The sequence below is a fragment of the Castellaniella sp. genome, assembly GCF_049673105.1.
Classification (GTDB): Bacteria; Pseudomonadota; Gammaproteobacteria; order Burkholderiales; family Burkholderiaceae_B; genus Castellaniella.
In genome coordinates this window covers 1-21,415 of sequence record NZ_JBATXG010000024.1, presented here as the reverse complement: position 1 = coordinate 21,415, position 21,415 = coordinate 1, and the positions used below count along the sequence as shown (strand labels likewise).

General features: G+C 61.3%; 20 protein-coding genes, 1 tRNA gene and 1 pseudogene. 16 read left to right on the top strand and 6 right to left on the bottom strand.

Features of this window, described 5'->3' with window-relative positions; translation table 11 throughout:
• Positions 1–7 precede the first annotated feature (7 nt).
• From pheT to WBF69_RS09365, 3 genes are read left to right on the top strand one after another with little or no spacing between them, the layout of a single operon-like run.
• Positions 8–2,413, top strand: coding sequence for a phenylalanine--tRNA ligase subunit beta (pheT, locus tag WBF69_RS09375; RefSeq protein WP_424263488.1), 2,406 nt, complete (start codon positions 8–10; stop codon positions 2,411–2,413).
• 11 nt (positions 2,414–2,424) lie between these two features.
• On the top strand, positions 2,425–2,733 hold the full coding sequence (locus tag WBF69_RS09370) for an integration host factor subunit alpha (RefSeq protein ID WP_424263486.1): 309 nt from the start codon (positions 2,425–2,427) through the stop codon (positions 2,731–2,733).
• Entirely contained in the window at positions 2,730–3,149 is a 420-nt protein-coding gene (locus WBF69_RS09365; protein ID WP_424263484.1) for a MerR family transcriptional regulator, read from the top strand. The genes WBF69_RS09370 and WBF69_RS09365 overlap by 4 nt, the downstream gene beginning before the upstream one ends.
• Before the next feature lie 9 nt (positions 3,150–3,158).
• Here the strand turns inward: WBF69_RS09365 and WBF69_RS09360 are convergent, their stop codons facing one another.
• Both WBF69_RS09360 and WBF69_RS09355 read right to left on the bottom strand, forming a co-directional pair.
• Positions 3,159–3,632 (bottom strand): hypothetical protein, encoded by a 474-nt coding sequence (locus WBF69_RS09360; protein WP_424263482.1) that lies wholly within the window; start codon positions 3,630–3,632, stop codon positions 3,159–3,161.
• A complete protein-coding gene (locus WBF69_RS09355) occupies positions 3,629–4,156 on the bottom strand; it encodes a sigma factor (RefSeq protein WP_424263480.1) in 528 nt (175 codons plus the stop codon). Before WBF69_RS09355 ends, WBF69_RS09360 begins: the two co-directional genes overlap by 4 nt.
• Before the next feature lie 113 nt (positions 4,157–4,269).
• Here WBF69_RS09355 and WBF69_RS09350 point away from each other — a divergent pair, with 113 nt between their 5' ends.
• From WBF69_RS09350 to WBF69_RS09310, 9 genes are all read left to right on the top strand, one after another.
• Complete coding sequence (locus WBF69_RS09350) at positions 4,270–6,072, top strand: ABCB family ABC transporter ATP-binding protein/permease (RefSeq protein ID WP_424263479.1); 1,803 nt, start codon at positions 4,270–4,272, stop codon at positions 6,070–6,072.
• 115 nt (positions 6,073–6,187) lie between these two features.
• Entirely contained in the window at positions 6,188–6,622 is a 435-nt protein-coding gene (locus tag WBF69_RS09345; protein ID WP_424263477.1) for an RrF2 family transcriptional regulator, read from the top strand.
• Positions 6,619–8,067 (top strand): Fe-S cluster assembly protein SufB, encoded by a 1,449-nt coding sequence (sufB, locus tag WBF69_RS09340; protein ID WP_424263475.1) that lies wholly within the window; start codon positions 6,619–6,621, stop codon positions 8,065–8,067. Before WBF69_RS09345 ends, sufB begins: the two co-directional genes overlap by 4 nt.
• 12 nt (positions 8,068–8,079) lie before the next feature.
• Positions 8,080–8,901, top strand: a complete 822-nt coding sequence (gene sufC, locus WBF69_RS09335) for a Fe-S cluster assembly ATPase SufC (RefSeq protein ID WP_424263473.1) — start codon at positions 8,080–8,082, stop codon at positions 8,899–8,901.
• Positions 8,898–10,205: a Fe-S cluster assembly protein SufD gene (gene sufD, locus WBF69_RS09330; protein WP_424263471.1), complete on the top strand. Its 1,308-nt coding sequence runs from the start codon at positions 8,898–8,900 to the stop codon at positions 10,203–10,205. Before sufC ends, sufD begins: the two co-directional genes overlap by 4 nt.
• Positions 10,202–11,491, top strand: a complete 1,290-nt coding sequence (locus tag WBF69_RS09325; protein ID WP_424263469.1) for a cysteine desulfurase — start codon at positions 10,202–10,204, stop codon at positions 11,489–11,491. The genes sufD and WBF69_RS09325 overlap by 4 nt, the downstream gene beginning before the upstream one ends.
• Positions 11,492–11,494: 3 nt before the next feature.
• Positions 11,495–11,947 (top strand): Fe-S cluster assembly sulfur transfer protein SufU, encoded by a 453-nt coding sequence (gene sufU, locus WBF69_RS09320; RefSeq protein WP_424263467.1) that lies wholly within the window; start codon positions 11,495–11,497, stop codon positions 11,945–11,947.
• Positions 11,948–11,970: 23 nt separating this feature from the next.
• Positions 11,971–12,528, top strand: a complete 558-nt coding sequence (gene sufT / locus WBF69_RS09315) for a putative Fe-S cluster assembly protein SufT (protein WP_424263465.1) — start codon at positions 11,971–11,973, stop codon at positions 12,526–12,528.
• Positions 12,529–12,614: 86 nt separating this feature from the next.
• A tRNA-Pro gene (locus tag WBF69_RS09310) sits at positions 12,615–12,691 on the top strand.
• A gap of 773 nt (positions 12,692–13,464) precedes the next feature.
• On the opposite strand, the gene WBF69_RS09305 is transcribed toward WBF69_RS09310, so the two are convergent.
• The gene (locus WBF69_RS09305; RefSeq protein ID WP_424263463.1) at positions 13,465–13,644 is read right to left on the bottom strand and encodes a hypothetical protein; all 180 of its coding nucleotides are present in this window, start codon (positions 13,642–13,644) and stop codon (positions 13,465–13,467) included.
• 874 nt (positions 13,645–14,518) lie between these two features.
• Between WBF69_RS09305 and WBF69_RS09300 the strand changes: the two genes are divergently transcribed.
• Positions 14,519–15,937, top strand: a complete 1,419-nt coding sequence (locus WBF69_RS09300) for an aspartate ammonia-lyase (RefSeq protein WP_424263461.1) — start codon at positions 14,519–14,521, stop codon at positions 15,935–15,937.
• Positions 15,938–16,039: 102 nt separating this feature from the next.
• Here the strand turns inward: WBF69_RS09300 and WBF69_RS09295 are convergent, their stop codons facing one another.
• On the bottom strand, positions 16,040–16,612 hold the full coding sequence (locus tag WBF69_RS09295) for a YceI family protein (protein ID WP_424263459.1): 573 nt from the start codon (positions 16,610–16,612) through the stop codon (positions 16,040–16,042).
• Positions 16,613–16,852: 240 nt separating this feature from the next.
• On the opposite strand from WBF69_RS09295, the gene WBF69_RS09290 reads away from it, so the two are divergent.
• The gene (locus WBF69_RS09290; protein WP_424263457.1) at positions 16,853–17,203 is read left to right on the top strand and encodes a GFA family protein; all 351 of its coding nucleotides are present in this window, start codon (positions 16,853–16,855) and stop codon (positions 17,201–17,203) included.
• 35 nt (positions 17,204–17,238) lie between these two features.
• On the opposite strand, the gene WBF69_RS09285 is transcribed toward WBF69_RS09290, so the two are convergent.
• Complete coding sequence (locus WBF69_RS09285) at positions 17,239–17,829, bottom strand: response regulator transcription factor (RefSeq protein ID WP_424263455.1); 591 nt, start codon at positions 17,827–17,829, stop codon at positions 17,239–17,241.
• Between the two features lie 47 nt (positions 17,830–17,876).
• Positions 17,877–19,889 (bottom strand): sensor histidine kinase, encoded by a 2,013-nt coding sequence (locus WBF69_RS09280; RefSeq protein WP_424263453.1) that lies wholly within the window; start codon positions 19,887–19,889, stop codon positions 17,877–17,879.
• A gap of 203 nt (positions 19,890–20,092) precedes the next feature.
• Between WBF69_RS09280 and WBF69_RS09275 the strand changes: the two genes are divergently transcribed.
• Positions 20,093–21,085 carry a TRAP transporter substrate-binding protein gene (locus WBF69_RS09275; protein ID WP_424263451.1) on the top strand — a complete coding sequence of 331 codons (993 nt, stop codon included), beginning with the start codon at positions 20,093–20,095 and terminating at the stop codon, positions 21,083–21,085.
• Positions 21,086–21,212: 127 nt separating this feature from the next.
• Positions 21,213–21,415, top strand: a pseudogene (locus WBF69_RS09270) (C4-dicarboxylate ABC transporter); the annotation flags it as partial.

Genomic DNA, 21,415 nt, shown 5'->3' with positions numbered 1-21,415 from the left:
CTGAATCATGCAATTTCCAGAATCATGGCTGCGGGCCTGGGCTAATCCCGCCATCGACAGCCAGACCTTGTCTCATCGCCTGACCATGGCTGGCCTGGAGGTCGAGGAAGCCGAACCCTATGCGCCCCCGTTTACCGGGATCGTGGTGGCGCGGATCGAATCCGCCGAACCGCATCCGGATGCCGACAAGCTGCGGGTCTGTCAGGTGAATGACGGCTCGGGCAGTCCGCTGCAGATCGTCTGTGGCGCCCCCAATGCCGCTGCCGGACTGCTGGTCCCCCTGGCGCGTGTCGGGGCCGAACTACCGGACGGCATGAAGATCGGTCCGGTCAAGATGCGCGGCGTCGAATCTCGGGGCATGCTGTGCTCCGCGCGTGAACTGGGCCTGTCACAGGATCATGCCGGCTTGCTGGAATTGCCTGCCGATCTGACGCCCGGCACGGATTTGCGCCAGGCCTTGGATCTGGATGACACGATCCTGACGCTGAAGCTCACCCCCAATCGGGCGGACTGCTTGTCGATTCTGGGCGTGGCGCGAGAAGTCGCCGCCCTGACGGGGTGCGCCCTGCAGACGCCCTCCGTGCCGTCCGTGCCGGTGTCGATCCCGGATCGCCTGTCGGTCCAGGTGCAGGCGCCCGATCTGTGCGGTCGTTTCGCCGGGCGCATCGTGCGCGGCGTCAATGCCAGGGCGGCCACGCCCGACTGGATGAAATCCCGGCTGGAACGCGCCGGTCAGCGCTCTGTGTCCGCGTTGGTGGATATTTCCAACTACGTCATGCTGGAACTCGGGCGGCCTACGCACGTGTTCGATTTGCAGCGCATCCAGGGCGGCTTGACCGTGCGTTGGGCGCGCGAGGGCGAACAGCTCGAACTGCTGAACGATCAGACCGTGACCTTGTCTTCGGACGTCGGGGTGATCGGCACCGATCAGGCGCTGGAAAGTCTGGCGGGCGTCATGGGCGGGCAGGCGTCCGCCGTGACGCTGGACACCACGGACGTGTTTCTGGAAGCCGCGTTCTGGTGGCCAGAGGCCATCATGGGCCTGACGCGCCGCTTCAAGCTCGCGTCCGAGGCGGCGCACCGCTTCGAGCGCGGCGTCGACTTTTCGACCATCCCGGCCCACCTGGACATCATGACGCAGTTGATCCTGGACATCTGCGGTGGCCAGGCCGGTCCGATGGATGATCAGATCATCAATCTGCCTGCCCGCGAAGCCGTGCGCATGCGCCTGTCGCGCTGCACCCGCGTGCTGGGGGTGGCCTTGTCGGCGGAGCAAGTCGCCGGCGTGTTCACCCGCCTGGGCTTCCATTTCGAGCAGCAGGGCGATACCTTTGTCGTGACGCCGCCCGCCGCGCGCTTTGATCTGACGATCGAGGAAGACCTGATCGAGGAAGTCGCCCGGATCTATGGCTTCGACCAGATTCCCGACCAACCGCCGGTGGCGCCTGCGCGCATGCTGGCGCAGCCCGAAATCCTGTACGGTCCGCATGCCATGCGGGCAGCGATGGCGGCGTTGGATTTTCAGGAAGTCATCAACTTTTCGTTTGTCGAAGAAGCCTGGGAACGCAATTACTGCGGCAACGAGCAGCCCATCCGCCTGTTGAATCCGATTGCCAGCCAGTTGGCGGTCATGCGGTCCAGCCTGATCGGTGGCTTGCTGGCCAACATCGCGCATAACGCCAAGCATCGTCAGACCCGCGTGCGGGTGTTCGAACTGGGCCGCGTCTTTGCGCGGGATGCCCAGGTGGCCGATGGCGATCTGTCCGTGGCCGGTGTGGCGCAACCTACGTACCTGGCCGCGGCAGCCTGGGGTCCGGCCTTGCCCGAGCAGTGGGGCGAAGCCACCCGGGCGGTGGATTTCTTCGATCTCAAGCGCGATCTGGAATCCTTGCTGGGCGCCAGGGCGGCTGGTCTGCGGTGCGAGGCCGCCAACCATCCGGCCCTGCATCCGGGCCGCAGCGCCCGCTTGCTGCTCGATGGTCAGGCCATCGGCTGGCTGGGCGAAGTTCATCCCCGCTGGGCGCAGGACCTGGATCTGCCCCATGCGCCCGTGGTGTTCGAACTGGATGCCCAGGCGATCGCCGAACGGGTCTTTCCGCAGCCTGCCGAGCTGTCCCGCCAGCCCGTCGTGGTGCGGGATCTGGCAATCTGGGTGGATGCCGATCAGCCGTGGCAGTCGCTGCTTGATACACTTGAACACCAGATTGCAAGTGATGCAGCACTGGCAGTCGTCAAAGACATTAAACTGTTCGACATTTGGCGTGATGCGTCGTCGGGGAATCAACGCAGCCTGGCCCTGCGGTTTTGGTTCCAAGGACAAAACGCCACGCTCGATGAACGCCAGATTGAATATTGCATGCAGGGTCTGACGGATGCTTTGGCAAAGCATCATGGGGCTCGTTTGCGCACATAGGAGACTTTCGGGTGAATACGGACCGGACGCTGACCAAAGCCCACTTGGCCGAACTGCTGTTCGAGCAGGTGGGATTGAATAAACGCGAAGCCAAGGACGTGGTCGACACGTTTTTTTCCGAAATCCGAGATGCCCTGGTTCAGGGCGTCGAGGTCAAGCTGTCCGGGTTCGGCAGCTTTCAGGTGCGCAACAAGCCGCCACGGCCTGGGCGCAACCCGAAAACCGGCGAAGTGATCCCGATTTCCGCCCGGCGGGTCGTGACATTCCATGCCAGTCAGAAACTGAAGGACGGTATTGAAATGGCCGGAGGTTCCGCATGACGACAGCCGCCACACCCGCGCTGCCGCCCATTCCCGCCAAGCGCTACTTCACCATCGGCGAAGTCAGTGAATTGTGCGGGGTCAAGCCGCATATCCTGCGTTATTGGGAACAGGAATTCGCTCAGCTCAAGCCGGTCAAGCGACGGGGCAACCGCCGTTATTACCAGCATCACGAAGTCCTGCTGGTGCGCCGCATTCGCGATCTGTTGTACGAACAGGGCTTCACCATCGCCGGCGCCCGCAATCGTCTGGGCGAGGGCGGCGACATCCCTCACGACCAGGACGCCGCCGTGCGGCTCAGCGGGGCGGAATTGCAGGCTCTGCGGGCAGATCTGCTGGCCATTCGCGACCGGCTGGGCCAGGCGCTGGGGCAGACCCGCCAGCCGAATCAGGCCGACGGTTTGCTGAATCTGTAGGGCGCCTGCTTATTTGGGTTCCAGGTGCAGCGGCTGCTGCACTGTGGTGCTGGCGGGTAGCGGTTTCAGGCTGGCCCAGATCAGCACCACAGCCACCAGCACGACCAGAACGGCCCCTACGGCAAGCGCCACACGGCGCTTGGACAGGCGCCGGGTGCGAGAGCGTGTGGTCGGCTTGTCGGCGGCTGCGGCGTCATCGCTGGATTGGGCATTGGGATCCTGGGCCTGACGGGATTCTCTCTGGATCGGTGCGTCTTCCATACCCAGCGTGGCCTGAATCTGCGCCAGCAATGCGGCGGGCGGCGGCGACGGGGGCAGGGCATCGGCGATGCCCAGGAAATAGGCTTCCCATTTCAGCGCCCGTGCAGCCGCCGCATCATCGTGGGCCAGTCGGGCCTGGATGTCGACGGCGTAGTCGGGCATGTCCAGGCCCAGGACATAGCTGGCGATGTCGTGATCGGAATAAGAACGGTGCGTTTTCATGCGTGCACCGCCTCGTTGATATGCGTCAGGACGGACTCGATCGACGCCCGGATGTCGGGTTCCGAGCGATCCAGCAGGTCGGCGATGCGGGCTGGATTGCCGCCGTGAAGATAAGCCTGCAGCAGGACGTCGAGCTGCGGCGCGGGCAGAGCGGCCAACACTCCCTGGATGGTATCTGGCGCGGCGCCGCTGGGCAGTGACAGATCGGGCAACGGTTGCTGTTCCGCTGTCACGTCGCCCGTTGCGCGCAGGCGGCGCAGGTGAGCCAGCGCGCGGTAGCGCAGAATGCTGTACATCCAGGCCCTGGCGGTGCCGATGCGCGGGCTGTAGCCGGCGGCGTTGCGCCAGATCAGCACAAAGGCCTCGTGCAAAACGGCATCGGCTGAAGCGGGCACGCCCAGCATCGCCAGGGCCAGCGCCCGCATGGTGGGTGCTTCGTGCTGATACAGCGCGTGAAAGGCTGTGCTATCCCCGGCTGCGCAGGCGGTGAGCTCCGCCTCGTAATCGAATACCGAAACAGTCATACAATCTTTCCGGCTTTGCCGGGTTTCCGTCGATCCCCCATTGTATGCGCAGCCATCCGCTTGTTCAGACAGGCGGACGGACAGATTGTCACCCCCGATTTCCGGACGTTTCCATGCGGCTTTCCCATACCGGCCCCGCGCCCGCGCGGCGCGATGACTGGCAGACACTGAAGAATCTTTGGCCTTATGTGTGGGCATTTCGCGGTCGCGTGCTGCTGGCCTTCGGCTGTATGGTGGTCGCCAAGGTCGCCAATGTCCTGACACCGATCTATCTGAAAGACATGATCGATGCGCTGGGCGCGGCGCCGGCCTTGCTGACCATCCCCCTGGCGGCGCTGGCCGGCTATGGCTTGGCCAGATTATTGACGGGCGTATTTGGCGAGCTGCGCGATGCCCTGTTTGCGCGCGTCACCCAGGGCGCCATCCAGCAGGTGGCCAGCCAGTTGTTCGCCCATCTGCTGTCGCTGTCATTGCGTTTTCATCTGGGGCGTCGCACCGGCGGCCTGACGCGCGATATCGAGCGCGGCACCAAGGGCATCGGCTTTCTGCTGAACTTCACGGTCTTCAACATCCTGCCCACCTTGCTGGAAATCGCCATGGTGACCGGGGTGCTGCTTTGGCGCTATGACTGGCCGTTTGCCGTCCTGACGCTGGGCACGATCGCTGCTTATGTGCTGTTTACCTTGCTGGTGACGGAACGGCGCATGGTGTATCGGCGCACCATGAATACGCTGGACAGCCAGGCCAACGGCAAGGCCATCGATGCCTTGCTGAACTACGAGACCGTCAAATACTTCGGCAACGAAACCTACGAGAGCCGGCGCTATGACGGGGACATGCGCAGCTGGGTGGATTCCGCCGTGCGCAATCAGGTGTCCCTGAATCTGCTGAACATGGGGCAGGGGCTGATCATCACGATCGGCATGACGGCCCTGCTGTGGCAATCGGCACAGGGGGTCGTGCAAGGGAACATGACCGTGGGCGACGTGGTGCTGGTCTCGGCCTATCTGACGCAGTTGTATGCGCCCTTGAATTTCCTGGGCTTTGTCTATCGGGAAATCAAGCATGCCTTGGCGGATATGGAACGCATGTTCGACCTGATGGGCCATCAGCAGGAAGTCGCCGACCGACCTGACGCCGTCGCCTTGCAGGCGGCGCAAGCCAGCCTGAGCTTCGATGCCGTCGATTTCGGCTACCAGCCGGACCGGCAGATTCTGCATGAGGTCAGTTTCAGCGTGCCAGCCGGCGGATCGCTGGCGGTCGTGGGGGCGTCCGGGGCGGGGAAATCCACTTTGTCGCGCTTGCTGTTCCGTTTTTACGATCCCGGGGCCGGCGCGGTGCGCATCAATGGCCGTGACATCCGCGACTACACGCAGGACAGTTTGCGCGCCCATATCGGCATCGTGCCCCAGGATACGGTGCTGTTCAATGATTCCATCGGCTACAACATCGCCTATGGCCGCACGGACGCGACTCAGGAAGACGTCATCCGGGCGGCGCGCGCCGCTCATATCCATGATTTCGTGTCGTCCCTGCCACAGGGCTACGAGACGCCGGTGGGCGAGCGCGGGCTGAAGCTGTCCGGCGGGGAAAAGCAGCGCGTCGCCATTGCGCGCGCCTTGCTGAAATCGCCCCCGATCCTGGTCTTTGACGAAGCCACCAGCGCCCTCGATACCCGCACGGAACGGGCAATCCAGGATCAGCTGGAACGCATCGCCCAAGGGCGCACCACCCTGATCATTGCGCACCGTCTGTCCACGATTGTGCATGCCGATCATATTCTGGTGCTGGATGCGGGCCGGGTGGTGGAGCAGGGGACGCATGCCGATCTGCTGGCGCAACAGGGTCGCTACGCCCGCATGTGGGCTTTGCAGCAGTCCCGGGTGGATACCAGTGCTCCGGATGACGTGTATTAGGGTTTGACCTATACCGTACCAAAGCAGTACTATTTGGTTTCTCGCATTCACTTTGGGACAGCCGATGCTGCGGATCAGCAAAATCGTCGATTACGGAATCCTTGTGCTTACGCACATGGCGGCCCGTCCGACGCATGTTTGCAGCGCAGCCGAACTTGCCGCCGCCCTGGGCCTGGGGCAGCCGATCGTCAGCAAGGTCCTGAAATTACTGGCGCAGCATGGTCTGGTTGCCAGCACCCGGGGCGCGCACGGCGGTTATCGCCTGGATCGCGAACCGGATCAGATCCACGTGGCCGCCATCATCGACGCCCTGGAAGAACAGCCCTTCGGCCTGACCGAATGCACCGCTATGCCGGGAGCCTGCAGCGTCGAGGGCGCTTGTCACATCCGCCCCCACTGGCAGCGCATCAATTTGATCGTGCGCAACACGCTGGAATCCGTCACGCTGGCCGATATGCTCAGTCCATTGCCTGTGCCGGTCTCCATGCCGTCTGCTGCAGGGGCGCGCCAGCCCATCCCGAATATCCCGAACTGGAGTCTGTCCAAATGAGTACTGTCAACGACAAGCTCGATTCCTTCCTTGACCGCGAATACGACGCCGGTTTCGTCACCGAAATCGAAGCCGTGACCTTTCCGAAAGGCCTGGACGAGGACGTGATTCGCCGCCTGTCCGCAGTCAAGCGCGAACCGGAATTCATGCTGGAATGGCGCTTGAAGGCCTATCGCGAATGGCTGAAGATGCCACGCCCAAAATGGGCCAAAGTCGATTTCCCGGAACCCGATTTCCAGGACATCAGCTATTTTTCGGCCCCCAAATCGAAAAAAGACGGTCCCAAGAGCCTGGACGAAGTCGATCCCGAGTTGCTGCGCACCTATGAAAAATTGGGTGTGCCCCTGCACGAACGGGCGAAACTGGCGGGGGTCGCGGTGGATGCGGTGTTCGACTCGGTGTCTGTGGCGACGACCTTTCGCAAACAACTGGCCGATGTCGGCATCATCTTCTGTTCGTTCTCCGAGGCGCTGCGCAGCCATCCCGAGCTGGTGCAGCAATACATGGGCACGGTGGTGCCGCCCAGCGACAATTTCTACGCTGCGCTGAATTCGGCGGTCTTTTCGGATGGGTCTTTCGTGTTCATCCCGAAAGGCGTGAAATGCCCGATGGAATTGTCCACGTATTTCCGCATCAACAATCCCGACACCGGGCAGTTCGAACGTACTTTGATCATCGCCGAAGAAGGCGCCAGCGTCAGCTACCTGGAAGGCTGTACGGCGCCCATGCGCGACGAAAACCAGTTGCACGCCGCCGTGGTGGAACTGGTCGCGCTGGATGACGCCAGCATCAAATATTCCACGGTGCAGAACTGGTACCCCGGCGATGAAAACGGCGTGGGCGGCATCTACAATTTCGTCACCAAACGTGGCGACTGTCGCGGGCCGCGGTCGCATATTTCCTGGACTCAGGTGGAAACCGGGTCGGCCATCACCTGGAAATACCCCAGCGTGATTCTGCGCGGCGACGATTCGACGGGCGAATTTTATTCCGTGGCCTTGTCCAATCACCGTCAGCAGGCCGATACCGGCACGAAAATGGTGCATATGGGCAAGAACACCCGCAGCACCATCATTTCCAAAGGCATTTCAGCGGGCTACGGCAGCAATACCTTCCGTGGTCTGGTGCGCATGACGCCCAAGGCTGACAACGCCCGTAACTACACGCAGTGCGATTCCTTGCTGATCGGCAAGAAATGCGCCGCGCATACCTTCCCGACCATCGAGGTGCAGAATCCCAGCGCCAGCGTCGAGCACGAAGCCACGGCCTCGCGCATCGCGGAAGACCAGTTGTTCTATGCCATGCAGCGCGGCCTGTCGGCCGAAGACGCCGTGTCGATGATCGTCAACGGCTTTTGCAAGGAAGTTTTCAAGGAATTGCCCATGGAGTTCGCCGTCGAAGCGCAGAATCTGCTCGGCGTGAGCCTGGAAGGCAGCGTCGGTTAAGGAGCCTATCTCATGCTGAAAATCAATGATCTGCACGCCTCGATCGAGGACAACGAAATCCTGCGCGGCCTGGACCTGGAGGTCAAGCCCGGCGAAGTTCACGCCATCATGGGCCCCAACGGGGCAGGCAAGAGCACGCTGTCGCAGGTGCTGACCGGTCGCGACGACTACAAGGTCACGAGCGGCACCGTCGAATTCGACGGCCAGAACCTGCTGGATCTGCCTGTCGAAGACCGCGCCCGCGCCGGCATTTTCCTGGCTTTCCAATACCCGATTGAAATCCCCGGCGTGTCCAATGCCTATTTCCTGCGCGCCGCCGTCAACGCGGGCCGCCGCCATCGGGGCGAGCCGGAACTGGACGCGATGGACTTCGTCAAAAAGGCCAAAGCTGAAATGAAGCTCGTCGGCATGCGCGACGAATTCCTGTACCGCTCGGTCAACGAAGGCTTTTCCGGCGGCGAAAAGAAGCGCAACGAAGTCCTGCAGATGGCTTTGCTGGAACCCCGTCTGGCCATTCTGGACGAAACCGATTCCGGGCTGGACATCGACGCCCTGAAGACCGTGGCCGACGGCGTGAACCGCCTGCGATCCCCGGACCGTGCCATGATCGTCATCACGCACTATCAGCGCCTGCTGGATTACATTGTGCCGGACTTTGTGCACGTGCTGGCGCACGGCAAGATCGTGCGCTCCGGTGGTCGCGAACTGGCCCTGGAACTCGAAGCCAAGGGCTATGGCTGGATCGAGGGCGTCAACCTGGCCCCGTCCGCCGCGCGCGCCAAACCAGCGGACGCCGGCAAGAAAATCGGCGTCAAACCAGGGGCGCGGGCATGAGTGTGAATCTGCAAGCTTGGGCCGATGTGTTCGCCCAGCGGGCAGGGAATCTGCCCGGCGCCCGGTTGCCGTGGCTGGCCGGTTTGCGCCAGCAGGCCCTGGACCGTTTCATGAGCGAAGGCTGGCCCACGACCAGGATCGAAGCCTGGCGGCATACCTCTTTGTCGCCGCTGGCGGCGGCCACGTTCACCGACGGCGGCGCCCAACCGGTGGCCGATCTGGTGGCTGATCTGAAGGCCGGCGAATCCGGCCATTGGCTGGTGTTTGTCGATGGCGCGTTTGATGCCGGTCTGTCCGACGTGGGGGCTTTGCCGGATGGGGCCACCGTGCTGCCGCTGTCGCAGGCCTGGTCCAAGCACGCCGATGCCATCCAGGCCGCCTACGGCCAGGCGGATCAAGGACACAGCACCAGCGCTCTGAATCTGGCCCTGGCCAGCGACGGCGCCTGGATCAAGCTGGCGCGGGGTGTGGCAGTCGAACAGCCGATTCATGTGGTGTGCGCAGCCGCGTCGCCGCAGGCGGCGCACTTTGTGCGGCACCTGATCCAGGCGGCTGCCGGCGCACAGGCGACGGTCGTCGAACACTACATCGGCGTGGCCCAGGCCACCAATTTCCGTCATGCGGCCACGCGCCTGAATCTGGATCAGGACGCTCGCGTCACGCACCTGAAATTGCAGCAGGAAGCCGCTCAGGCCTGGCACCTGGGGGATATCGACGCCGTGCAGTCGCGCGGTTCGTATTTTGCGTCGCACTCGGTATCGCTGGGCGCCCGCCTGGCCCGTCACGATATCAGCACGCATTTTGCTGACGAACGCTGCGAGACCCTGTTCAACGGCTTGTATTACGTGGATCAGCGCCGCCATGTCGATCACCACACGCTGATCGGCCATGCGAACCCCCGTTGCGTCAGCCATGAAAGCTATCGCGGCATTCTGGCCGATACGGCCCACGGCGTGTTCAGCGGACGCATCCTGGTGGCGCCGGGCGCCGATGGCACCGATGCCGTCCAACGCAACGACAGCCTGTTGCTGTCGCGTCTGGCGAAATCGGATTCCCGTCCGGAACTGGAAATCTACGCGGATGACGTCAAATGCGCCCACGGCGCGACGGTCGGCCAGATCGACGCCGACAGCCTGTTCTACCTGCGCACGCGCGGTCTGGATGAAGCTCATGCGCGCGATATCCTGACCTATGCGTTTGCTGCCGCCAGCGTGGCCCGGATCGAAACGCCGGCGCTGCGTCAGCGCGTCGAACAGGCGATCCGGTCCCTGCTGCCCGGCGGCATGTTGCTGGAGGCCGCATGAACGCTCCGCTGCCGTCTTCCGAGGCTGTCAGCCTGGCGCAATCCAGCCAGGCTGCGGGCGCGCTGTTGCATGCCGATGGCCGGCCTGTCGCCGATGATTTCCCTATCCTGGCCCGCCCGGTGCGCAAGCGCCGCCTGACCTATCTGGACAATGGCGCGACGACCCAAAAGCCGCGCGCCGTCATCCAGACCCTGGATCAGTTCTACGAGCAGTCCAATGCCAACATCCATCGCGGTGTGCACTGGTTGTCTCAGCACGCCACCGATCTGTACGAGCAGGCGCGGGACAAAGTCCGCGAGCTGCTGAATGCGCCCGATAGCCAGCACGTGATTTTCACACGCGGCACCACCGAAGCCATCAACCTGGTCGCCCAGACCTGGGGGCAGGGCCTGAAGGCGGGCGACGAGATCCTGGTCACGGGGATGGAGCATCACTCCAACATCGTACCCTGGCAGCTGCTGTGCGCCCGCACCGGCGCCGTGCTGCGCCATGCCCGCATCACCGACACCGGTGAATTGGATCTGGCGGATTTCAAGGCGCAGCTGAATGACCGCACCCGCCTGGTCGGGGTGGCGCACGTGTCGAATGCGCTGGGCACCGTGAATCCGGTGTCCGAGCTGATCCGCCTGGCGCACCAGGCCGGCGCCCTGGTGCTGGTCGACGGCGCCCAGGCCGTGGCCCATGCCACGGTGGACGTGCAGGCGCTGGACTGCGATTTCTACGCGTTTTCCGGTCATAAACTGTATGCCCCCACCGGCATCGGCGCCCTGTATGTGCGCGGTTCCATCCTGAAAGACCTGCCGCCCTGGCAGGGTGGCGGCGACATGATCCGCACCGTCAGCTTTGACGGCAGCACCTGGGCCGACGGCCCGCAGCGTTTCGAGGCCGGCACGCCCAATATCGCCGGATCGGTGGCCCTGGGGGCCGCTATCGACTACGTGCGCGGCATTGGTTTGGACCGGATTGCCGCCCATGAATCCGCCCTGTTGGCGCAGGCAACCGAGGCCATGCAGGCCATCCCCGGTGTGCGCCTGGTCGGCACCGCACCCGACAAGGCCGGCATCCTGTCCTTTCTGATTGATGACATCCACCCGCATGATCTGGGCACGATCTTGGACACCGAAGGCGTGGCCATCCGGGCAGGGCACCATTGCGCCATGCCGCTGATGTCGCATTTCGGCATCCCTGGCACGGCACGGGCCTCGTTTGCTTTGTACAACGACCTGCGCGATGTCGACGCCCTGGTGGCCGGCGTGCGCAAGGCCCAGAAACTGTTTGGGGTGTAAAGCATGAGGGACACCGACGACGGCCTGCGCGAACTCTATCAGGAAGTCATCTTCGATCACAACCGTAATCCGCGCAATTTCCGTGCGATGGAAGACGCCTCGAACCGCGCCGATGGTCACAACCCCCTGTGCGGGGATCAGTTGACCGTCTATGCGCGGGTCAGCGACGGCGTCGTGCAGGAAGTCAGCTTCATCGGCCACGGCTGTGCGATTTCCAAGGCGTCCGCCTCGTTGATGACCGAAGCCGTGCGCGGCATGCGGATCGACGAAGTCGAGACGCTGTTTGGCAATATCCACGCCATGCTGACCGAAGCGCACCCGGACTGCGATTTGGGCAAACTCGAAGTTCTGTCCGGGGTGCGCGAATTCCCCTCGCGGGTGAAATGCGCCACCCTGGCCTGGCATACCCTGCATAACGCCATCATTCAGGCGCAGGATACGGCTGTCACCGAATAATGCGATGAACCAGAGGTAACCACATGAGTTTCAATCGTCAGGAAGTGATCGTGAACCGGGATTGCCCGGCGGTCACCGTCCCTTACGGCTCGCCCGTCACCATCGAGGCCGGCTGCGAGGCCGTCATCACCCAGCAGCTGGGCGGCACCTATACCGTCATGGTAGAAGGCAACTTGTATCGCATCGAAGGGGCGGACGGCGATGCTTTGGGCTTCGAACCCACCGAAGACGTCAAACACGTCCACGATGGCCCCGCCACCCGGGAATCCGTCGAAGAAGCCGCCTGGACCATGCTGTCCACCTGCTACGACCCGGAAATCCCGGTCGACATCGTGAATCTGGGCCTGGTCTACGAATGCAAGGTGCTGCCGGCCAGCACCCCCGAACGCTTTCGCATCGAAATGAAGATGACGCTGACGGCGGCGGGTTGCGGCATGGGCACCATGATCGCCGACGAGGCGCGCAACAAGCTGCTGAACATCGAAGGCGTGGACGAAGCGAGCGTCGACCTGGTCTGGGATCCGCCCTGGAGCCGTGAAATGATCAGCGAACCGGCCCGCTTGCAGTTGGGCCTGCTGTAGAGAACGGCTGGCTGGGCGGTGCTCGACACGCGATCCAGCCAGCGCTCTGCAGACGTTCCAATTTCTATGCTAGAATCTCGTTCTTTCGGGGCGTAGCGCAGCCTGGTAGCGCACTTGCATGGGGTGCAAGGGGTCGCGAGTTCGAATCCCGCCGTCCCGACCAGCATTACCAAGGGTCTACAGATTTCGGTCTGTAGGCCCTTGTTTTTTGCGTAACCTCCATCCCATCGTTGCGTCCTTTCGAGAGCCTGTGCATGCGTGAACATGGCCGCCTGTAGGCTGCCTCCACGCGTGCCGCCTGGGAACGTCGCCAACTCGGCGTAGCCATCTGGGCGTCGGTCATCGGCAGGCTGGAAGCCGCCGCTGCGCCTGTCTTCCAGAAATGGGCCGATTCACTTCGAGGATGAATCGCGAGCAATCCAAGACATCTTGCACGTTTAAGCCTCTCGATACTCGTGCTGAGCATGACAGGATGCGCAACCACGCAAACGCGTTGGCTCGCGCCGCAGCCGCTCGAGATTTCACCCTTGCTGACGGAAGCTCGGCAGGGGCCGTTGCGGTGGATCGAGACTGAGGCGGTTATGTGGCAGAAGGTGCGCCGGCAGAGTGATGAGGGCGAAGAAGAGCCGCCCGTAGGCGGCTGGTAGCGCAGATGAGGGAAGGGTTGCCGAGCCTTCCTTCAGTAGCCTTTTGGCTACCGTTACTTTTTCGGCGCTTGATCCCTGGGCTCATGCCCAGTGGGTTCCTGAGGTCCGCCCTTGGGGTTGGACTTCGGTTGCAATTCATCCTTCTTCTGGTTGACGGAAGGGGTATTGAGGGGTCTGATTTGTTCCATGGTGTGCTCCGAGATTTCGGTTGCCATTGCCCAAAATTGGTCGATGACAGGGTTGTTGGGTTAGAAGTTGAGCAGTACCGCTGCGTGGCCGGATTGCAGGTTTAGTATGGCAATCCAGGAAATTTTTCTTTCATCAGCTTGAGAAAATGGGCGCGGTGCTTAATGCGCCGCCTGTTGCGCTCGATCTCGTCGAACGGCGAGGGTGGCGAAGGCGGGCAATCCATGTCTGCTGCCTGCAGTTTCGGTGCGAAAAGGCCATCGGGCGAGAGGTAAAGGATCATGAGGGCTCCAAGTAGCCTGGCCGGGTTTGTTGTGTGCATCTGAGCCAGGATTGCCCATCGCGAAACGTTCCGATTTCGACGAAATCAGTGTGCAAGGGGCCGCATGTACTGAACATGCGATTTTGACGGAGGCGGTGGCGCAACCCGTTGAGTCTGGGATCGGCCTTTTGAATGACTTCTGCCTCGTTTCATTCAGTCTGGGGCACGTAGGAGCGGATAGCCAGCTTTACTTTGTATCTATTGTCGCCGGGTTTGATCAGGGCCGCGAAAGAGGGCCCGACCCCCGATCCCGGCGGCTTGCTGCATTGGAGCGATGCTCAGATCGAACGTGCCATCCGCTACGAGGTGGATAAGGAGGGTCGGGCGCTGGTGCAGGTCATGGCTTTCGATTGGTGCCGAAACATCAATAGTACGGATATGCAAGCCCTCATCGCTTAGCTGCGATCGCTTCCCGCGCAACCCTCACTCGCCCAATGACCTTGCTCATCCGGTATCCAGTACGTCGAATGGCCGTGCTGCGAACGCTGTGCGAAACAGGCCGGGTTCCTGGCTTCGCGTGCCAGAGCAACCGGGATCTGATGCCATGCCGGAAGGCAATGAAGTGTGCGGCGGCGGGGTAGTGCCGGGCGTTGATCGTTTCTTGCTCCGTCCACTGCAGACCCGCGTCAATTCAGGCTGTCACAGATCTGTCATAGGGTTTTCCAGAGGGTTATCCACTGTGGGTGTGGGTAAGTCACGCCTATGTGGTACCGCCTGCGTTGTCGAAAAAGCAACGATTCAGGTTTTCATTGCCTGGCAACTATCGTTACACTCGAAGGCTTGCCTGGCGACAGGCATACACCGTTATTCCCACATTCTCTTACTTGGAAGAAGCATGGCAGCATCGCGAATCGAGCACGATCTCATCGGAGATCTCGCAGTACCTCAGGACGTTCTTTACGGGGTTCACACCGAGCGGGCTCGAAAAAATTTCCAGATTACCGGGACTCCTATTTCCAGTCTGCCCGATCTGGTGATTGCGCTGGCCAGCATCAAAAGCGCAGCCGCTCAGGCCAATGCCGATCTGGGCTTGTTATCGCTGGAAAAACGCGATGCTATCGTGCAGGCCTGCGAGGAAATCCGGGCCGGGCAGTGGCACGATCATTTTGTGGTCGACGTGCTGCAGGGCGGGGCGGGTACGTCCACCAACATGAACGCCAACGAAGTCATCTGCAATCGGGCGCTGGAAATTCTGGGCCATCAGCGTGGCGAATTTCAGTATCTGCACCCGAATGAAGACGTCAATATGGCGCAAAGCACCAATGACGTGTATCCCACGGCGATCCGTCTGGCGCTCTGGTTCGCGATCGGGCGTCTGCAGGGGTCGATGCAGGTGCTGTGCGATTCCTTCGCCCGCAAAGCAACAGAATTCGCCGATGTGCTGAAGATCGGTCGCACGCAATTGCAAGACGCCGTGCCGATGACGCTGGGTCAGGAATTAGGCACTTTTGTCACCATGCTGCAAGGCGACCAGGCCCGCTTGAGCGGATCGGCTGTGCTGATGCAACAGATCAACTTGGGCGGCACCGCGATTGGCACCGGTATCACGACGCATCCGGAATATGCCCGCTTGGCCAGTGCGCATCTGGCACGGATCAGCGGGGTGCCGGTCACCCTGGCAGACGACCTGATTTGCGCCACTCAGGACTGTGGCGATTTCGTGCAGGTGTCCGGGATGCTGAAGCAGATTGCCGTGCGGCTTTCCAAAATCTGCAACGACTTGCGTTTGCTGTCCAGCGGCCCGCGCGCCGGTCTGGGCGAAATCAATCTGCCGGCCGTGCAGGCGGGTTCATCCATCATGCCGGGCAAGGTGAATCCGGTCATCCCCGAAGTCGTCAGCCAGATCGCTTTCGAAGTCTTTGGCACCGATGCCACCGTCACCTTTGCCGCCGAGGCCGGTCAGCTGCAGCTCAATGCCTTCGAGCCGGTGATCGCCTGTGCTTTGCTGCGCAGCTTCAAGCACCTGGGCAATGGCTGCATCACGCTGGCGGAAAATTGTGTGGATGGCATGACGGCCAATCGCGAGCTGCTGGGCCGAAATCTCGAGTGTTCGATTTCTTTGGTGACGGCGCTGAATCCGGTCATTGGCTACAAGATGGCGACGGCGGTGGCCGCCGAAGCCTTTCAGAAAGGGCTGAATGTCCGTGACGTGGTGCTGGCCCGTCAATTGCTTAGCGCCGAGGAACTCGACGATCTGCTGCAGCCCGCCGAACTGCTGCAGCCGCGTGAATATCCCGAAGTCGCTCAGCGCTGAGCTTAAGCGAAATGGGATGCGGAGCTCGTGTTCCGCATCCCTTGACTGTCATTTTTGGCGCCGGTGCGTGAAGGCACCGGCGCCTTGTCAATTTACAGCTATTTACTGCTTGATCGCCTCGATCTGAACCACCATCCGCACCGTATCGGGAATGCCGGGCAGACCGAAATTCATACCCCATTCGCTGCGCTTGATCGTGGCTTCGAAATCCCCGCCGCAGACGTCTTTCTGGATGCGTTTGTTCGTGTAGCAATTGAAGTGATTGGCCGTCAGGACGACTGGTTTTTGCACTCCGAGCAGTGTCAAAGTGCCGGATACGCTGCTGACTTTGTCCCCTTCAAAGGCAAATGCGCTGCTCTGAAAGGTGACTTCCGGAAAGGCGGCGACGTTGAAGAAGTCCTGATTGCGCAGGTGCTCGTCAAAGCCCTTCGATCCGGTATTGATGGAAGCCGGGTCGATCTGAATGGCGGCCTGGCCTTTTTTGGCGACCGGGTCGAATGCCACGGTGCCTGTGATGGTGTCGAAGCGACCGCGGGTGGTGGATGTTCCGTTATGGACGACCTCAAAAGTGACGAAGCTGTGATCAGGTTCGACTTCGTAGGTAGCGCTCTGTGCGTGTACGGGGATTGCGTAGGCGGACAAGCCCAACAGGGTGACGGCTAGCAGTTTCGACATGAGAATCCTTGTAATGGAAAGTCTGTGCAGCTCGCGGGTCTGGAAGCAAGCTGATATCTGCCAGTCTATGGGATTCGCAAATGCCTGGTAATGGGGATCCTGGGGTTCGTCTGATTTACGTCAAATAATGTTATTTAACAAAAGATGCTGTTCATATGAATAAAAATAACTGCATTTTGAATAAAAAAATATTATTATTCCTAGCTGAACCAGAGATGAATATTCTTCCCAGGAGATCCCATGTCTTTCCAAGGCCAATGCCATTGCGGTTCAGTAAGATTTTCCGTCGACGCCCCGTTGCCGGTGCAGGCGATTAGTTGTAATTGTTCTCATTGCCGCGCCAAAGGCTTTCTGCTTGCCTTTTTCCCCGTGCAGAAATTCAGCCTGACGCAGGGCCAGGACGTCTTGCGCACCTATCGGTTCAACACGCACCAGATCGAGCATCAATTCTGTACCGTGTGCGGCACTCAGGCGTTTGCGTTGGGGGCGCTACCCGATGGCACGCCCTCGCGCGCGATCAATCTGCGCTGCGTTCCACAGGCGGATCTGGATGCATTGGAACTGATCCCCTACGATGGGGCCAGCCGCTAGGCGGATGCCCGCCTATAGAACATTCTAGGTGGGCCTTATTTCAGCAGGCGCGCCAGCTCGACGGCGGTGCGGACGTGCATTTTGGCGAGAATATGCGCCCGATGCACCTCGACCGTGCGCATGCTGATGCCCATCAGGTCGGCGATTACCTTGTTCATCTTGCCTTCCAGGATCAGGTCCATGACCTCGCGCTCGCGCGATGATAGCGATGCCAGACGCGCCTGCACCAGCGCCTGATCGCCGGCATCCAGAGAAGCCTGCAAGGCTTCCTGGACGCGGTCCATCAGTTTGTTGTCATTGAACGGCTTTTCAAAAAAATCGAAGGCGCCGCGCTTCAGGCTGTCGACCGCCATCGGCACGTCGCCGTGGCCGGTCAGGAAGATGACCGGCATGCGCTGGGTCAGGCCTCGCGAGGCCAGAGTGTCGAACAGCAGCGCGCCGTTGATATCGGGCATGCGCATGTCCAGCAGCAGGCAGTCGCCCTCGGGGCGGAAAGCGTAATCCGTTCCCAGCGTGTCGAGAAAGGCCTGGGCCCCGTCATAGCCTGTCGCGTCGATATGGCGGGATTGCGCCAGCCAGATCAATGAATCCCGTATGACTTCTTCGTCGTCGACGATGTGTAGCACCTTGCTGTCTCCCTCCTGGACCGCCATCTGCCAGCGGCGTGGCGGTTCTATTTTTTCATGTTTTCGGGGGTGCTGGATGCGGGCAGCGAGAAGCGGAAGATAGTGCCTCCGTCCGGGTGGTCCGCATAGCCCAGCACGCCGCCGTGAAATTCGATGACGGTACGGCAGATCTTCAGGCCCATGCCCATGCCATCGGATTTTGTCGAAAAGAACGGCGAGAACAGCCGCTCTCGGGCATCGGGCGGGATGCCGCAGCCACGATCAGCCACGCTGATGGTAACACTGCCGGGGGCGTTGGAATCCGGTCTGGCTTTGATGAGCAGAATGCGGCGTTCGGGTTCCACATCCCGCATGGCTTCAATGGCATTGCGGGTCAGGTTGAGCAGCACTTGTTCCAGCATCATGGGGTCGGCCAGCACCGCCGGGGTGTCTGCCTGGATATCGGCTTTGATGGCGATGAAATGCTGGCTGGCTTGCAGTTCGGCCAATTGGACGACGTCCGCGATCAGCGCGGGCAGGGCGACGGTTTCCCGGTGCGGTTCGCGCCGTTTGGCGAACGAATGGACGCTGCGGATCACATGCCCGGCGCGCTGGGCCTGGGCATTGGCCTTTTCCAGCGCGTTGCGGATCCGGTCCATACCGGCCTGGTCCTGGTGGGCGGCGGGATCGCTCAGCAGATTCAGCGCGCCGGTGGTATAGCTTGTGATGGCAGCCAAGGGCTGGTTCAGTTCGTGGGCCAAGGTCGAGGCGATTTCCCCCATGGTCACCATTCTGGCGCTGGCTTGCAGTTTTTCCTGCTGGCGTCGATTCAATTCCTCGAAACGCTTGCGGTCGGAAATATCCAGAATCGAACTCATCCAGCCGGTTTGCCGCCCGCTTTCGTCGACCAGGGCGGATTCGTAGACCAGCACGGGAAAGCGTTCACCAGTGTCGCGCAGAAAAATGGTTTCAAACCCGTGGGAACTGATGGTCCCGGCCATGCGCTGCGCAAACCGTTCCTGGTATTCCTCCAGGGCTTCCGGCGCCCAATAAGGCATGGGGGGCGACAGCCCGATCAGCGTCTGGGCAGACATGCCGACCATGCGGCAAAAGGCCGGATTGACGTAGGTGATCTTGCCGCTCAGGTCGTAGACGCGCAGGCCGGTGACGAGCGAGTCTTCCATGGCGGTGCGAAAGGCGATCTGTTCGCGCAAGGCGCGTTCGACCGCCGTGCGACGGTTGACGTCGCGCCATAGGGCGCCCAGGCTCCAGAACAGACCCAAGGTCAGGGCGACCACAGCGACCACCAGCAGATTGGGTAGCAGATTCGGGGCGCCTTTGACGCTGTCGGTGCGCAAGGTGATGTCTGCGTAGGGCAGGTGCAAGTCATGCGCATATGTGTACACACCGCGCCCTGGGCCGCCGGCCCTGCGCTGTCCCAGCGCGTTTTCGTGGCGGTCGGTCAGGCGGATTTCGTTTTTCTGGGCGAACCACCAGGGCACCATCTGTTCCAGGACGCCATTCAGGGAATAGGTGGCGATCACCCAGCCGACGTGGGTGCCATCCTGCTGGATGGGAAAGAGGTAATCCATCAGCGCCGGATGCTGCGCATCGGTCGGCGGGGTGGGCTGAATGTATTCCGGCGCGCTGGTGTCGCGCACGCGCTCCAGTTTCTGACGGAGTCCTGCGGACAGCTGATTCAGGGAAAAACTGTCTTTCTGGTTCGACGCGACGCCGGCGCCATTGGCATCGATCCAGGTGATATTCACCAGTTCCGGGTGGTTGCGCATCAGAAACCGTATCCGGTTGTGCAGCTTTTCGCCGGTCAGGTGACCGGCGGCGATCTCGCCGGCCAGGGCGCGGATGTCGTCTTCGTTGCGTCCGAGCTGGAAGCGGATGGTCTGCTCAACCCACAGGGTGTCGGCGATCAGTTGTTCCTGCCGTTCCGTGGATTCCATCTGCTGCGCCTGATGCGGCAGCCAGATCACGGTCGTCAGAAACAGCAAAGCGCACAGAATCGGCACCAGCCACTGCCAAGTGCGCCGATGGACAAGCGAAGCGTAGGAGGGAAAAGGCTTCATGCCGAAGGGGATGCAAGCCGCAGTCTGCGGGCGGGTACAGGGAGGGGTTGCGCCATAGTGTAGCGTGGGCGGCAGGCGGTGCGTCGGCGCAGGCGGTGATGTCCGATTGTGGATTTCCACAGTTGAAGCGGATCCCTTGCTTGCCGAAAATGGCGACACATTTCACGACCCTGCGGCGAAAGACCCGCGCTACCGCATCCGCCATGAAGCTGTTTGCCATTCTGTTCACCTGCATGATCACGTGCTCCTCGCTCGCGTATGCGCAGCAGGAACCGATCGTCATCCGGTTCAGTCATGTGGTGGCGTCGGATACGCCCAAAGGAAAAGCGGCCACGCGGTTTCAGCAACTGGCTGAAAAGGCCACGCACGGACGCGTCCGTGTGCAGGTCTATCCGAACAGCCAGCTCTACCGGGACCGCGAGGAACTGGAAGCCCTGCAATTGGGCGCGGTGGAAATGATCGCGCCTTCTTTGTCCAAATTCGGCCCGCTTGGCGCGCGCGAATTCGAAGTGTTCGATCTGCCGTTTCTGTTTCCCGACGAAGCCGCATTGCATCGCATCACGAATGGACCGATAGGCGAGGGCATGTTGCAGCGGCTGCGGCTAAAAGGTGTCATCGGCCTGGCTTTCTGGGACAACGGCTTTAAATCTTTTTCCGCCAACCGTCCTTTGCTGGCGCCTTCGGACCTATCGGGCTTGCGCATGCGGATCCAGCCATCCAGGGTGCTGGACGCGCAGATGCGGGCGCTGGGCGCCCAGCCGATGGCGATGCGCTTTGGCGAGGTGTATGCCGCTCTGGAAGCCGGTGTGGTGGATGGTACTGAAAACCCGCACTCCAATTTCTATACGCAAAATCTTCAGGATGTGCAGTCGCATTTGACTGTGTCCAATCATGGCTATTTGGGCTATGCCGTCATCGTCAACCGGAAATTCTGGGAAGGACTGCCTGCCGATGTCCGCCAGGCGCTGGAAGCTGCGATGCGGCAGGCGACGGCTTACGCCAACTCGATTGCGCAGGAAGAAAACGATCAGGCCTTGCAGGCCATTCGCGATTCCGGCAAGACCCAGATCCATGTACCGACCCCGACCGAACGTCAAGCATGGCGAAACGCCCTGGCGTCCGTCAGTGTGGAAATGGAAGACCACATCGGTGCGCAGTTGATCGCCGATATTCGACGGGCGATCAACAACTTCTGATGAATCATTCATATGGCGATCAATGGTGATCAATGCCATGCATAAAGGAGACTTTGACATGAAAATTCGTATCCCTGCCCTCAAGACGCTGGGTATTTGCGTCGCACTGGCGTTTTCCGCATCGGCGATGGCTGCTGATCAGCCCATCGTCGTGAAGTTCAGCCACGTCGTGGCCGACAAGACCCCGAAAGGCCAGGGCGCGTTGAAGTTCAAGGAACTGGCCGAAGCCGCCTTGCCGGGCAAGGTCGAAGTGCAGGTGTTCCCCAATTCGCAGCTCTTTGGCGACGGCAAGGAAATGGAAGCCCTGCTGCTGGGCGACGTGCAGATCAT